Source organism: Streptomyces sp. NPDC050121 (genome assembly GCF_044460385.1).
Lineage (GTDB): Bacteria > Actinomycetota > Actinomycetes > Streptomycetales > Streptomycetaceae > Streptomyces > Streptomyces soliscabiei.
The window spans coordinates 527,509-542,807 of the sequence record NZ_JBITJV010000001.1 but is presented as its reverse complement, the minus strand read 5'-3'; the positions used below and the strand labels follow the sequence as shown (position 1 = coordinate 542,807).

Below are 15,299 nucleotides of genomic sequence, written 5' to 3'. Positions count from 1 at the left end.
GCGGCCGGCACCGATGACGGACGGACGCAGGAGCGGAGGTCCGACCGGCCCGACGTTTCGGAGTCCGACAGCGACACCGCCGTGTCCGCCGGCCCTTCCGGGCGGTCCGTCAGGGGCGAGGCCACCGCGGTCACGCCCGTGACCGTGGAACTGGCCGCGCAACCCGGCGGCGGGCAGGGCGCCGGCGGGCAGGAGCCGGGTGCGCTGTGGGGGGCGGGCGAGGTGCGTTCCGAGCGGTGGATTCCCCTCCGGGCCGGGCAGGGGCCGAAGGGAGAGCCCCTGGCGGAGGCGTTCGAGTTCGGGGTGAAGGACGGGTCACCCGTGGTGCGGCGGGGGCCCGACAGTTCGGGAGAGCGGACCGACGTCGGCTACGTGTGGGAACGGCGTCGGGGAAGCACGCCGGAGCAGGACACCGTCCGGCTGACCCGCCGTGTCCTTCTGGTTCCGAAGGACGGTGTGAGCGAGGCCGAGGTCGCCGAGGTCCGCGAGAAGCTCGTCCTGGGCCTGGACCGCCTCGTCAACGAGCCGGGCCACAGGCTGGAGGCCCTCCAGGACCAGGGCGACGACCGGGGAGAGTCGGGTCCCCGGCTCCAGGTCACCGTCGAGTTCGTCACCTCCGAGGACCGGGCGCACACCGTGGTGGCCGTCGTCAAGGGCAGGCCCACCGACGACGAGCCGATGAGACAGAACGAGTGGTACACCGACGCTCCCGCCGACAAGTACGTTCACGAGATCGTTCACGGCCTGGGTGTGCGTGATGGCAGGGACGGAGCCGACCCGCGGGTCCTGCTGACGCCGGGTGGTCACCACCCGCAGGACGTCCCCGACGGCCATTACGACTTGATGAACCCGTACCAGGACGGCAAGAAGGCCCTCCTGACCTCCCATCACCTGCGGCAGATCGCCGATGTCCTGACCCCCTACCTCCACCAGAACACGGCCGGCGCCACGTCGGCTCAGGGGGTGGAGGAACCCTCCGGTCGGCGCGGTCCGGATGTCGCCCCCGCGATGCGCGATGCACGGGGGGCGGGAGAACCGGGCGAGGGCGTACCTGCCCGGACCGCGGGCGAGTTGGACCTGGACGAGTGGTTCACGCGGGAGGGTGCCGTCGAGGAGCCGCTGGACGATCTGTCCGTGCACGGCGACGACTTCGACGACGTCCTCGGGAGTGACGAGTTCCCCGGCCGGCCCCAGGAGTCCTCGGGTGCGAACGGGGAGCCTGCAGGGCCTGTTGCGCCGCAGGCGCCCGCGGCGGGTGTTTCGACCGTGGCGGGTACGGCGGCCGAGGGGCACAGCCCGGAGACTCTCCTCCAGGCCCAGGTGCGCTATGCAAAGGGCAGGCTGGGATCGTTCCGGGCCGTGGCCCGCACCGTCCGTGTCGGCAGGCCAAAGTATGTGGAGGGTTGGGCGAGCCGCCCGCATTCGAGAATGGAGGTGGTCCATGCTGAGCGTCTCCGCGCGTTGGTCGACCTGCTCCAGGAGGAGCCCGGCCGCACCGGCCCCCCCAGCAAGGAGGAAGTCGACGCTCGGGTCCGCAGCAATTGGAGCCTCCTCCAGTCCAAGCTAGTGCGCTTGGAGGAAGGGCTGGGATCGCGCGAGGCCGTGGCAGAAGTCCTCAGAGTCTCGGTGGGCGCCGTGAGCCATTACCGCTCCGGTGATATCCGGAACCCGGCTAAGGCCATGGTCGAGCGGATCGACGCGGCATTGGCCCTGCTTGAGGAACGCGGCGGCACCGGCCCGGTCACTGCGGAAGAGGTCGACGCCCGCGTCACGCCGTACGACGCCCGCGGCAAGCTGGACGACCTGGAAAAGTGGCTGAGGTCGACGAACGCCGTGGCCCGGGAGCTCGGTGCAAGACTGGATTCGATACCTACTAACCTAAGTGCGGACTTGGCCGCTCGGATCGATGCGTTGCACAGCAAGTACCAGCAGCTGGGGCTCGCCGATGGCATCACCGTGTCCCAGGCGAGCGTGCGGTATCTGGTGGACCGGCTGGGGTCGGACGAGGCCGTGGCCCGCATACTCAAGCTCAAGGACCGCGCGGACTTGGTGCGGGGCTACCGGGACGGCAAATCTCCGAAGCTAGAGGTTGCCGAGCGGATCAACGCGGCGGTGGCCTTGCTCCAGGAACCCGGCCGCACCGGCCCGGTCACCGAGGAAGAGGTCACGGCCCGGGTCAGCAGCAGCTGGAGCTCCCTCCAGTACAAGACGGCGCGCCTGCTGGAACGGCTGGGATCGCCCGAGGCCGTGGCAGACATCCTCCGTATCAAGGTGCTAGACGTGCACCGTTACCGCTCCGGCGATAGAACGAACCCGTCGCCTGACGTCGCCGATCGGTTCGACGCGGCATTGGCCCTGCTTGAGGAACGCGGCCCGGGCGGCACGGTCGGCCGCGACGACGTCACAGCACGCGTCACGCGGTACGACGCCCGCGGCAAGCTGGATTTCCTGGCAAAGTGGCTCGGGTCACCCACGGCCGTGGCCAGAGAGCTCGATCTTGATGAAAAAGCCGTGCGGAAGCTGATGTCCGGTGCCGCTCCGTCCATGCTCGACAGGGACGTAATCGATGCAGCGTACGAGTCGGTCCGCGAGCGGCTGCGGGCGTTGGGCGTCGACTTCGGTGACAGCGCCGAGCAGCCTGTCCAGCGCACCGGAAACGAGCTGGATTTCTTCGGGGACGCGCAACCCACGGACGGTACGCAACTCGAAGGCGAGCAGTGGCTCATCACTGAGGACGATGCCGACTTCCTGATGGGTGATTTCCAGAATCCGTTCACCGGGGACGAGGCCCTCTTCCCCAGCGAACAGTGGCTGCAGACGTCGTCCCACGAGTCTGTGAGCACGGCCGGCGAGGAGCACGTCCAGCCCGGCACGACCCGGCCCGCCACAAGCCGGGCCGCCACAGGCCGGGTGGCCGAATCCTCTGAGGGACAGCCTCCGGCGAAGCAGCGACGGCTGAACGGCGAATCCGGTGCGGACGAGTCGCACCTGGACGAGTGGTTCGCGCAGGACCGTGCCGTCGAGGACCTGCTGTACGGTCTGTCCGGCAGCGGCCGCCCGGGCGATACGGCGGGCACGGGGGACATGGCGATCGACGTGGCGCCGACGGTGGACTACACCATGGCGCACGGCGACGACTTCGACGACGTCCTCGGGAGTGACGAGTTCCCCGGCCGGCCCCAGGAGTCCTCGGGTGCGAACGGGGAGCCTGCAGGGCCTGTTGCGCCGCAGGCGCCCGCGGCGGGTGTTTCGACCGTGGCGGGTACGGCGGCCGAGGGGCACAGCCCGGAGACTCTCCTCCAGGCCCAGGTGCGCTATGCAAAGGGCAGGCTGGGATCGTTCCGGGCCGTGGCCCGCACCGTCCGTGTCGGCAGGCCAAAGTATGTGGAGGGTTGGGCGAGCCGCCCGCTTTTGAAAATGGAGGTGGTCCATGCTGAGCGTCTCCGCGCGTTGGTCGACCTGCTCCAGGAGGAGCCCGGCCGCACCGGCCCCCCCAGCAAGGAGGAAGTCGACGCCCGGGTCCGCAGCAACTGGAGCGACCTCCAGTCCAAGCTAGTGCGCCTGGAGGAAGGGCTGGGATCGCGCGAGGCCGTGGCAGAAGTCCTCGGCGTCAAGGTGAGCGCCGTGAGCCATTACCGCTCCGGCGATACCCGGAACCCGGCTAAGGCCATGGTCGACCGGATCGACGCGGCATTGGCCCTGCTTGAGGAACGCGGCCCGGGCGGCACGGTCACCCGCGACGACGTCACAGCACGCGTCACGCCGTACGACGCCCGCCGCAAGCTGGATGACCTGGAAAAGTGGCTGGGGTCGAAGAGCGCCGTGGCCCGGGAGCTCGGTGTAACAACGCAGTCGATATCTAAAGTCAAAAAAAACAACAACCCACGTGCGGACTTCGCTGCTCGGATCGATGCGTTGCACAGCAAGTACCAGCAGCTGGGGCTCGCCGATGGCATCACCGTGTCCCAGGCGAGCGTGCGGTATCTGGTGGACCGGCTGGGGTCGGACGAGGCCGTGGCCCGCATACTCAAGCTCAAGGACCGCGCGGACTTGGTGCGGGGCTACCTGCGCGGCGTACCTCCGGGGCGAGGCGTTGCCGAGCGGATCAACGCGGCGGTGGCCTTGCTCCAGGAACCCGGCCGCACCGGCCCGGTCACCGAGGAAGAGGTCACGGCCCGGGTCAGCAGCAGCTGGAGCGCCCTCCAGACCAAGACGGCGCGCCTGCTGGAACGGCTGGGATCGTTCGAGGCCGTGGCAGACATCCTCCGTATCGAGGTGATAGTCGTGCGCCGTTACCGCTTCGGCGATATCCCGAACCCGTCGCCTGACGTCGCCGATCGGTTCGACGCGGCATTGGCCCTGCTTGAGGAACGCGGCCCGGGCGGCACGGTCGGCCGCGACGACGTCACAGCACGCGTCACGCGGTACGACGCCCGCGGCAAGCTGGATTTCCTGGCAAAGTGGCTCGGGTCACCCACGGCCGTGGCCAGAGAGCTCGATCTTGATGAAAATATCGTGCGGAAGCTGATGTCCGGTGCCGCTCCGTCCATGCTCGACAGGGACGTAATCGATGCAGCGTACGAGTCGGTCCGCGAGCGGCTGCGGGCGTTGGGCGTCGACTTCGGTGACAGCGCCGAGCAGCTTGTCCAGCGCACCGGAAACGAGCTGGATTTCTTCGGGGACGTGCAACCCACGGACGGTACGCAACTCGAAGGTGAGCAGTGGCTCATCACTGAGGACGATGCCGACTTCCTGATGGGTGATTTCCAGAATCCGTTCACCGGGGACGAGGCCCTCTTCCCCAGCGAACAGTGGCTGCAGACGTCGTCCCACGAGTCCGTGAGCACGACCGGCGAGGAGCAGCGACGGCTGAACGACGAATCCGGTGCGGACGAGTCGCACCTGGACGAGTGGTTCGCGCAGGACCGTGCCGTCGAGGACCTGTTGGACGATCTGTCCGGCAGCGGCCGCCCGGGCGATACGGCGGGCACGGGAGACATGGCGATCGACGTGGCGCCGGCGGTGGACTACACCATGGTGCACGGCGGCGACTCCGGCCTCCCGGCGAGCCGGGAGAACGAGCAGGCCGACGAGGCCGGCGGTGAGCTGCTGGCCTCGGGTGAGGTGAGCACCGACCGCTGGATCCCCTTCGGCACCGGCGAGGGAACACCCGAGGCGTTCACCTTCACCCCCGCCCCGCCCGGCACCCGCACGGCCGACGGCGAACCCGCCACGTCCGACGCACGATGGCAGATCAGCCGCCCGCAGGTATCCGGCGAGCGCACCCGGGTCGGCTACTCCTGGGCCCACTACCGTGGTGCGACCCCCGCCCAGGACACCCTCCGCCTCACCCGCCGGATCCACCTGGTTCCGAAGGACGGTGTGAGCGAGGCCGAGGTCGCCGAGCTTCGCAAGAGGCTCGTCCTGGGCCTGGACCGCCTCGTCAACCAGCGGGACTACCGCCTGCCGGCCCTCCAGCCCGACCAGGTCACCGGCCCTTCCCTGCCCGGGCCGCTGCTGCGCGTGGAGGTGCGGTTCGTCAACTCGGAGGAGCAGGCGGACTCCGTCGTCACCGTACCCGGCGCCCGCCCTGACCGGCCCGACCCGTCCATCCCTGACCGGTCCATGGTGCAGAACTCTTGGTACACCGATGCGCATCCGGCCGCGTACGTCCACGAGATCGTCCACGGTCTCGGTGTCATCGACGACAACCCCGACCCGCGCGTCCTGCTGACCCCGCCGCTCCCCCTGCGCCCCGACCCGCCGGAGTCCTGGTTGAGGGCGCGGAGGTTGGTGAGCCGCAGCGAGCAGACCCTCGCCAAGGGCGAATCCAGCCTGATGGGCCCCTTCACCGATCCGGCGCGGCAGGACTTCGTCCTGACCACCGATCACCTGCGGCAGATCGCCGATGTCCTCAGCCCGTATCTGCACACCACCATCACGACCCCGGCCGAGCACACCGAACCCGCCGTCGCACAGGCCACCGCCTCCCAGCTCCTGTCCCCACCACCCGGCCAGACCGGACCCGATACGGCCCCCGCGGTCGACGACCAGACCGCCCAGACCGCCCTGTCCCAGCTGAATGACCTGGTCCGCACACTGAGCAGCGGGGCGGCCGTGGCCAGGGAGCTGGGGTTTGACCGGACCACCGTGACCAGATGGCTCAGCGGCAGGCTGCCGATAAGCGCAGACGCCGCCGGAAGAATCAACGAGCTGCACGGCCGCCTCGCCTCCGGCGACCTGCAGCGACGGGAGACCGACCCGTCCGTCAGGGACATCCTGGAATCGTTGTACGTGAAGGAGTGGGAGACCCACGCGGACGACGAGTCCGCGCTCCGGGCGGTGGCCCACGCACTCAGCAGTGAGACGGTCGAGGTGGACCGGGACGACGTGTACGACTGGATGTCCGGCAAGCGTCCCGTGGACCAGGCGATGTGCGAGCGGATCGCCAAACACGCCGCGCGCGTCCACCCCGACGGCCTCCCCACCACACCGGCCGACACCCCTGCTCTCCACATGGTGCAGACCCGGTACCTGGTGGACCGGCTCGGCTCCGACATCACGGCAGAACTGCTCGGCGTCCCATCGCAGGTCCTGGAATCCCTCCGCGACGGCACCTCCTCCCCGACGCTGGAGGTCGCGGAGCGGATCACGGCAACCGTCGACCTGCTCCTGGCGCAGAACACCACACCGGACTTCGACGACGTCACGAACCACGTCCGCCAGCACAGAACCCCGCTCCAGAACGCCATCGCGGACCTCACCCGCCACCTGAAAACATGGGCCGCCGTGGCAATCGTGCTCGGCTGCAGCTCGTCGGCTGTGCCCAGGTACCGCTGGGGTGGTCATGAGTCGAAGGTGCCGAAGAAGACGGCCGACCGGATCCGCGCGGCACTCGCCCTGCTCGGCGAAGGCCGTCTCGTCACCGCCGTCGCGGTCACCGCACGCGTCACACAGTACGACACCGCAACCAAACTCGAGGCGTTGAGGCAGGTGGCGGGCGGTGAAAGGGACCTGGCCAGAGAGCTCAAGGTTTCGCAGACGAGGCTGCGGTATCCACTCAAAGGTGGCACGCAGGTCAAGGTCTCCCGGGAGTTTGCCGAGCGGGTGGACGCGCTGTACGCAGAGTGCGAGCAGCTGGGGATCGACGTCTTGGGGACCGCGACCGCCGGGGCCGACGGGAACGCGCCGACCACGCTCGTCCAGGCCAGGATGAGGCTGGTGCTGAACCGGCAGGGCCCGCAGGAGGACGAGGCTGGTCAGGTGAGGGCCGCGGCCGAGGTACTGGCTGAGGAGGACCATGACCTTGTGCGGGATTACCTGACCGGCACGGCCACGCCTCAGGCCGGTACCGTCGGTCAGCGGCTCAAGGCCGCCGCCGACCTGCTGCTCGAGCGTCCCGTCGGGCCGGTCACCGCCAAGGAGGTGACCGCGCGGGTAGACGTCAACCGTGCTCGCAACCCCTGGCAGACGAAGATCCAGACGCTGTGCGACGCGCTGGGAACCGACGAGAACGTCGCCGCCGTGCTCCGCATCACAGGAGAGGCGGTGTCGGGCTACCGTCACGGTAGGGTGAGGAACCCGCTCAGGGAGACGGCCGACCGGATCGACGTGGCGCTCGCCCTGCTCGCCGAACACGGTCCCGCCGCCGTCACCGCCGGCGCGGTGACGAGACGCGTCACACCGTACGACGCCCGGCCCAAGGTGCGCCTCCTGGTCCAGTGGCACGGAATCCCCGAGGCGGCCCGAAAACTGGAGGCCCTGGAACCGACGGTGCGCCTGCTGCGGATCTTCGGTGAAACCGTGAAGCTGACCGTGGACACCGCCCGCCGGATCGACACGGAGTACGACTCGCTCGTGAGCCGGCTGAGGGCTCTCGGCATCGACCCGGCCGAGGCACCCGTCCAACTCACCGGCAGCGAACTGACCGACCTCTTGCCCACGCCCGCCACCGCTTCACCCACCACGCCCGACGCCCCCATGCCGACGACGCCCGCAGCACACCAGGACCACAACTCCACCCCGGACACACCCGCGTACTCGTTCACCCGCGACGAGACAGACATCCCCACGCCGCACTTCATGGAGGAGTACCTCACGGAATTCTTCCCGGGAGACGCCTCCATGGAAGAGGACTTCCCGGGAGACGTCTCCATGGAGGAAGACGCACCAACGTGGGAGGAAGCTCTCCGGGCGAGCGACTCCGAACCGGAAGACCAGGACGACGCCGGACCGACGGGCCTTCTACCCGGCGACCTCGGCATCCTCGCCCCACTGCTCGGCGTGGACTCCCGCGGGCCGGCCGGTGCGAACCCCACCGCCACGGACCTCTCCCACAACGATGACGCCCTTGCCGACAGCCCGATGGAAGACGTCTCCATGGAGGAAGACGCACCGACGTGGGAGGAAGCTCTCCGGGCGAGCGACTCCGAACCGGAAGACCAGGACGACGCCGGACCGACGGGCCTTCAGGCGGACGACCTCGACATCCTCGCCACACTGCTCGACGTGGACAGGCCGGCCGGTGCAGGCCCCACGGCCACGGACCTCTCCGACGACGATGACTCCTCCGGCGGCAGAGCCATGGAGGTCGACTTCGAACCGGAAGACCAGAGAACGGCGCGGGACACGGACCCGGACGTATCCCCCGCGGTGACCTACTCCAACGGAGCGAACCTCACCGACCCGTCCGCCGCCCTGTCCCAGCTGCAAGACCTGGTCCGCACACTGAGCAGCGGGGCGGCCGTGGCCAGGGAGCTGGGGTTTAACCAGTCCACCGTGACCAGTTGGCTCCGCGGCAGGCCGATAAGCGCAGACGCCGCCGGAAGAATCGACGAGCTGCACGGCCGCCTCGCCTCCGGCGACGTGCGGTCGCCGGAGACCGCCGCGTCCGTCAGGGACATCCTGGAATCGTTGTACGTGGAGAAGCGGAAGGAGACCCACGCGGACGACGAGTCCGCGCTCCGGGCGGTGGCCCACGCACTCAGCAGTGAGACGGTCAAGGTGGACCGGAACGACGTGTACGACTGGATGTCCGGCAAGCGTCCCGTGGACCAGGCGATGTGCGAGCGGATCGCCAAACACGCCGCGCGCGTCCACCCCGACGGCCTCCCCACCACACCGGCCGACACCCCTGCTCTCCACATGGTGCAGACCCGGTACCTGGTGGACCGGCTCGGCTCCGACATCACGGCAGAACTGCTCGGCGTCCCATCGCAAGTCCTGGAATCCCTCCGCGCCGGCACCTCCTCCCCGACGCTGGAGGTCGCGGAGCGGATCACGGCAACCGTCGACCTGCTCCTGAAGCAGAACACCACACCGGACTTCGACGACGTCTCGAACCACGTCCGCCAGCGCAGAACCTGGCTCCAGAACGCCATCGCGGACCTCACCAAGCACCTGGAAACACAGACCGCCGTGGCCGACGTGCTCGAGTGCAGCCGTAGAGCTGTGGGCAGGTACCGCCTGGGTGGTCATGAGTCGGAGGTGCCGAAGAAGACGGCCGACCGGATCCGCGTGGCGCTCGCCCTGCTCGGCGAAGGCCGTCTCGTCACCGCCGTCGCGGTCACCGCACGCGTCACACCGGACGACGACACCGCAACCAAACTCCAGGCGTTGACGGGCGTAGCGGGCAGTAAAAGGGACCTGGCCAGAGAGCTCATGGTTTCGCCGGCGACGCTGCGGCGTCAACTCAATGGCGCGCCGGTCTTCCGGGAGTTTGCCGAGCGGGTGGACGCGCTGTACGCAGAGTGCGAGCAGCTGGGGATCGACGTCCTGGGGACCGCGACCGCCGGGGCCGACGGGAACGCGCCGACCACGCTCGTCCAGGCCAGGATGAGGCTGGTGCTGAACCGGCAGGGCCCGCAGGAGGACGAGGCTGGTCAGGTGAGGGCCGCGGCCGAGGTACTGGCTGAGACGGACCAGGACCGTGTGCGGGATTACCTGACCGGCACGGCCACGCCTCCGGCCGGTACCGTCGGTCAGCGGCTCAAGGCAGCCGCCGACCTGCTGCTCGAGCGTCCCGGGCCGGTCACCCCCGAGGAGGTGGCCGCGCGGGTAGACGTCAACCGTGCTCGCAACCCCTGGCAGACGAAGATCCAGACGCTGTGCGACGCGCTGGGAACCGACGAGAACGTCGCCGCCGTGCTCCGCATCGGCCGACTGCGGGTGGGGGAGTACCGCCTCGGTGAGATGAGGAACCCGCTCAGGGAGACGGCCGACCGGATCGACGCGGCGCTCGCCCTGCTCGACGAACACGGTCCCGCCGGCGTCACCACCGACGCGGTGACGAGACGCGTCACCCCGTACGACGCCCGGCCCAAGGTGCGCCTCCTGGTCCAGTATTACGGAACCGCCGAGGCGGCCCGAAAACTGGAGGCCGAGGAACCGACGGTGCGCCTGCTGCGGATCTTCGGTGAGACCGAGAAGCTGACCGTGGACACCGCCCGCCTGATCGACACGGCGTACGACTCGCTCGTGAGCCGGCTGAGGGCTCTCGGCATCGACCCGGCCGAGGCACCCGTCCAACTCACCGGCAACGAACTGACCGACCTCTTGCCCACGCCCGCCACCGCTTCACCCACCACGCCCGACGCCCCCATGCCGACGACGCCCGCAGCACACCAGGACCACAACTCCACCCCGGACACACCCGCGTACCCGTTCACCCGCGACGAGACAGACATCCCCACGCCGGACTTCATGAGGGAGTACCTCCGGGATGTCCTCACGGAAGACTTCCCGGGAGACGACTTCCCGGGAGACGCCTCCATGGAAGACGACTTCCCGGGAGACGCCTCCATGGAGGAAGACGCACCAACGTGGGAGGAAGCTCTCTGGGCGAACGACTCCGAACCGGAAGACCAGGACGACGCCGGACCGACGGGCCTTCAGGCGGACGACCTCGACATCCTCGCCACACTGCTCGACGTGGACAGGCCGGCCGGTGCAGGCCCCACGGCCACGGACCTCTCCGACGACGATGACTCCTCCGGCGGCAGAGCCATGGAGGTCGACTTCGAACCGGAGGACATGGAGACCGATTTCGTGCCGGCGGTGGACTACACCATGGTGCACGGCGGCGACTCCGGTCTCCCGGCGAGCCGCGAGAACGAGCAGGCCGACGAGGCCGGCGGTGAGCTGCTGGCCTCGGGCGAGGTACGTAGCGAGCGGTGGATTCCGTTCGGTGGTGAAGGGACGCCCGAGGCGTTCGTGTTCACGCCCGCTCCGCCCGGCACCCGCACGGTGACCCGGCTGGTAGACGGTGAGCTCGTCGAGTTCGACGCGCCGTGGCTGGTGAACCGCCCGCAGGGATCCGGCGAGCGCACCCGGGTCGGCTACTCCTGGGCCCACTACCGTGGTGCGACCCCCGCCCAGGACACCATCCGCCTCACCCGCCGGATCCACCTGGTTCCGGAGGACGGTGTGAGCGAGGCCGAGGTCGCCGAGCTTCGCAAGAGGCTCGTCCTGGGCCTGGACCGCCTCGTCAACCAGCGGGACTACCGCCTGCCGGCCCTCCAGCCCGACCAGGTCACCGGCCCTTCCCTGCCCGGGCCGCTGCTGCGCGTGGAGGTGCGGTTCGTCAACTCGGAGGAGCAGGCGGACTCCGTCGTCACCGTACCCGGCGCCCGCCCTGACCGGCCCGACCCGTCCATCCCTGACCGGTCCATGGTGCAGAACTCCTGGTACACCGATGCGCATCCGGCCGCGTACGTCCACGAGATCGTCCACGGCCTCGGTGTCATCGACGACAACCCCGACCCGCGCGTCCTGCTGACCCCGCCGCCCCCCCTGCGCCCCGACCCGCCGGAGTCCTGGTTGAGGGCGCGGAGGTTGGTGAGCCGCAGCGAGCAGACCCTCGCCGAGGGCGAATCCAGCCTGATGGGCCCCTTCACCGACCCACCCCAGAACTTCGTCCTGACTTCCGATCACCTGCGGCAGATCGCCGATGTCCTCAGCCCCTACCTCCACCACGGCACCACCGCCGACACCGACACCGGGCCCGCGCCGGACGCCGGCCCGGACCACCGGGATGTGGCGCCCGCGGTGCGTGACGCAGGACGGCGGAACCAACAGGGCGAGGACGACGCGCGGCAGCACCCTACCGCGCCTTACAGAGGCATCCTGAAGCTCCTGTGGGAGAAGGAGAGCCAGTACCGGAACGGCTCTGCCGCGTGGGAGGCGGTGGCCGACGCGTTCAGCGACGGTGACGTCAGGGTGAGCCCGGCAACGGTGCGCGAGTGGCGCAACGGCTGGTCCTCCCCGGATCAGGCGATGCGCGAGCGGATCGCCGAGCACGCCGCACGCGTCATCCCCGAGGAACTCCACACCTACCGGACGACCCTGTCCCACCTGACCGACCTGGTCCGCACACTGACGTCACAGAAAGCCGTGAGCCGGCGACTGGAGGTCCCCGTCACGACGGCAGGGCTCTGGCTGAACGGCGTACGCATTCCGGACGCAGACGCTGCTCGCAAGATCGGCGAGCTGCACCGGCAATTGCGGGCTCCCGACGAGGAAGCGTCGTCCGAAGGATGGCAGGAGGAGCTGGAAACGGCCGCGCTGCACGTGGAGGACTTCTCGCTCCTCGGTCTGGAAGACCCGCCCGAGCAGGGAGAGCGATCCCTGCAGAACCGGCGGCCTGACGAGCCCAGCGAGCCGTCCGGCGAGCGGGGTGACCGGAGCGCCGCGACCTGGTCGCCCGGTTCCTCTGAGGCGCAGCCTCCGGGAAAGCGGCCGCGGCTCAGCGACGAGTCCCGGACGAACGAGTCGGAGCTGCCCGACTTCGACTGGCCTGGTCAGCCCGTCGGGACCGAGGAACTACTCGGCGATCTCCTCCCGAACGACCCGCCGGACGGCGCTCCCCGACAGGACACCACCGCGCCCTCCAGCAGCATCCTCAGACTCCTGTGGGAGAAGGAGCGGACGAACCACCAGAGTGCGTTTGCCGCGCAGTGGGCTGTGGCCGCCGCGCTCAGCGACGATGCTGTCCCGGTGAGCCCGGCGATGCTCGATGACTGGCTGGCGGGCAGGTCCGTCCCGGATCAGGCGATGCGCGAGCGGATCGCCGAGCACGCCGCACGCGTGATCCCGGAGGAACTCCACACCTACGAGACCACTCTGTCCCGCCTGGCCGACCTGGTCCGTGAACCGGCCACGTACACGGCCGTGGTCGGGCAACTCGATGTCGACCCCGACACGGTGGGCCACTGGCTGAACGGCACGCACCTGCCGGACGCGGCATCCACCCACAAGATCAACGAGCTGTACCACCGGCACTTCCCGGGACACGAACCGGACGCCGACGACGAAGAGCCTCTGGACCTGTCTCACCTGGACCAATGGCTCGTCCAGTGGGGCGAGGCCGATGACCTGCTCGCCGAGCAGCCCCCGGGCGACGCCGCGCAGGATCCGGCAGCGGCAGCCGAGATCGGCGGCACTCCCTCCACCCCCGTGGTGGAGACCCGGTACGGCGACGAGGAGGACCTCCTCACGGAGGACATCCTCACGGAGGACATCCTCACGGAGGACATCCTCACGGAGGACATCCTCACGGAGGACGCCTCCCCGATGCCGTTCGACGTCATGGACGACTACTCCCGGATGCCGTTCGACGTCATGGACGACTACTCCCGGATGCCGTTCGACGTCATGGACGACTACTCCCGGATGCCGTTCGACGTCATGGACGACTACTCCCGGATGCCGTACGAGGAAGAGGCGCCGGACACGGATGACCGGGCGCCGGAACGCCTCTCCATGGAGGCGGGCGCCTCCGTGGCCACGGCGATCACGGAGGCCGGCCCCGGCACAGAACCCGCGGTCGACCGCCGAACCGCCGGGAGCCCCGCGGGGTCCGCGGACGAGCGGGACGAGGGCGATGCCGCCGCCCAAGGGGACCGGCGCGACGGGGCAGCGGCGCGGGACGCAGTGCTGGCGGGACAGGATGGCGAGCACGCGGTGACCGGTTCCGGGCCATCGGGTGAGCCCGGCGGACTGCTCGCCGAGCTCTCCCCAGACGAGACGGCGGACGGAGCACCGCAACAGGACACCACCGCCCTTCTGCAACTCCTGTACTCGAAGGAGCTCAAGAACCACCACGGCAAGTCGCGTGCGCTCGAGGCGATGGCCACCGCTCTCAGCGGCGACGCCGTCGTGGTGGACCCGGCAACGGTCGACGACTGGCGGAACGGCTGGTCCTCCCCGGATCAGGCGATGCGCGAGCGGATCGCCGCGTACGCCGCACGCGCCGTCCCCGAGGAACTCCACACCTACCGGACCACCCTGTCCCGCCTGACCGACCTGGCCGGCGCACTGAAGACGAAGACGGATTTGGCCCAGCGGCTGGGTGTCAACTTGAACACGGTGTCGCTCTGGCTGAACGGCGGCCGCGTTCCGGACCCGTCCTCCATCCGCAAGATCAACGAGCTGTACCACCGGCACTTCCCGGGACACGAACCGGACGCCGACGACGAAGAGCCCCCGGCCCTGCCCCGCCTGGACCAACGACTCGAACAGCCTGGTACGGCCGGGGTACTTGCCGGCGGACTCACCTCGGACGGCGCTCGGCGACAGGACACCGCCGCGTCCTCCAGAGGCATTCTGAAACTGCTGTACGCGAGGGAGTGGACGAACCGCCGGAGCACGTCCGTCGCGCATTGGGCTGTGGCCGCCGCGCTCAGCGACTATGCCATCGTGGTGAGCCCGGCGATGCTCGACGACTGGCTGGCGGGCAGGTCCGTACCGCCTTGGCCGATGCGCGAGCGGATCGCCGCGTACGCCGCACGCGTCATCCCCGAGGAACTCCACACCTACCGGACCACCCTGTCCCGCCTGACCGACCTGGCCGGCGTGCTGAAGACGAAGATTGAATTGGCCCGGCGGCTGGGTGTCAGCCCGAAGAGGGTGTCGCTCTGGCTGAACGGCCAGGTGCCGAACGCGTCCTCCACCGGCAAGATCAATGAGCTGTACCACCGGGTGTTCCCGGCGCACCAGGCCTCCGAGGCAGGGGCGATGACGGAGACCGGCCACGACACGGCGCCCGCGGGGCAGGGTTCCGCTCGTCCGGCACCGCGGTCCGCTCCGTCGTCCCCGGCCGCCTCGTCCGCTCAGGCACCGGCAGGCAGCGGGGGGCCCGCGGATACGGCGGACGCCTCCGGCACGGCTCAGGCCGGGGAGGACACCGCCGGGCAGGAAGCGGCCGCGGAGGAAGCGGAGACGCCGCGGGAGCGGTCGCTGCGCGCCATGGGACCCGCCGGGGACTGGGTGCTCAGGCGGGAGGCGGCCGGAACGCGGGAGGT

1 protein-coding gene (running past one end of the window) is annotated in these 15,299 nt (G+C 69.6%); it reads left to right on the top strand.

Annotation, left to right across the window (positions count from 1 at the left end; genetic code table 11):
• Nucleotides 1-138 precede the first annotated feature (138 nt).
• On the top strand, nt 139-15,299 hold the 5' portion of the coding sequence (locus ACIBTS_RS02335; protein ID WP_399315923.1) for an EndoU domain-containing protein. The gene runs 13,126 nt beyond the window's last position; only the first 15,161 of its 28,287 coding nucleotides appear in the window; the start codon lies at nt 139-141; its stop codon lies beyond the right edge, outside the window.